Annotated in this window: 1 tRNA gene; it reads left to right on the top strand. The window is 54.8% G+C overall.

Annotated features, from left to right (window positions below):
• Positions 1-54 precede the first annotated feature (54 nt).
• Positions 55-139: transfer RNA gene (locus tag L977_RS02190), tRNA-Leu, on the top strand.
• Positions 140-208 lie beyond the last annotated feature (69 nt).

Genomic DNA, 208 nt, shown 5'->3' with positions numbered 1-208 from the left:
ACTCATAATGATGGGGTCACAGGTTCGAATCCCGTCGTAGCCACCATCTTTTTTGCGGGAGTGGCGAAATTGGTAGACGCACCAGATTTAGGTTCTGGCGCCGCAAGGTGTGCGAGTTCAAGTCTCGCCTCCCGCACCATTCCCAGGTAAGCGTTGCACGGATGGGGTATCGCCAAGCGGTAAGGCACCGGTTTTTGATACCGGCATT

The sequence above is a fragment of the Enterobacter sp. ZOR0014 genome, assembly GCF_000798855.1.
Taxonomy (GTDB): Bacteria; Pseudomonadota; Gammaproteobacteria; order Enterobacterales; family Enterobacteriaceae; genus Enterobacter; species Enterobacter kobei.
The sequence above is the reverse complement of the archived record's forward strand: the minus strand, read 5'-3'. Positions and strand labels throughout refer to the sequence as shown.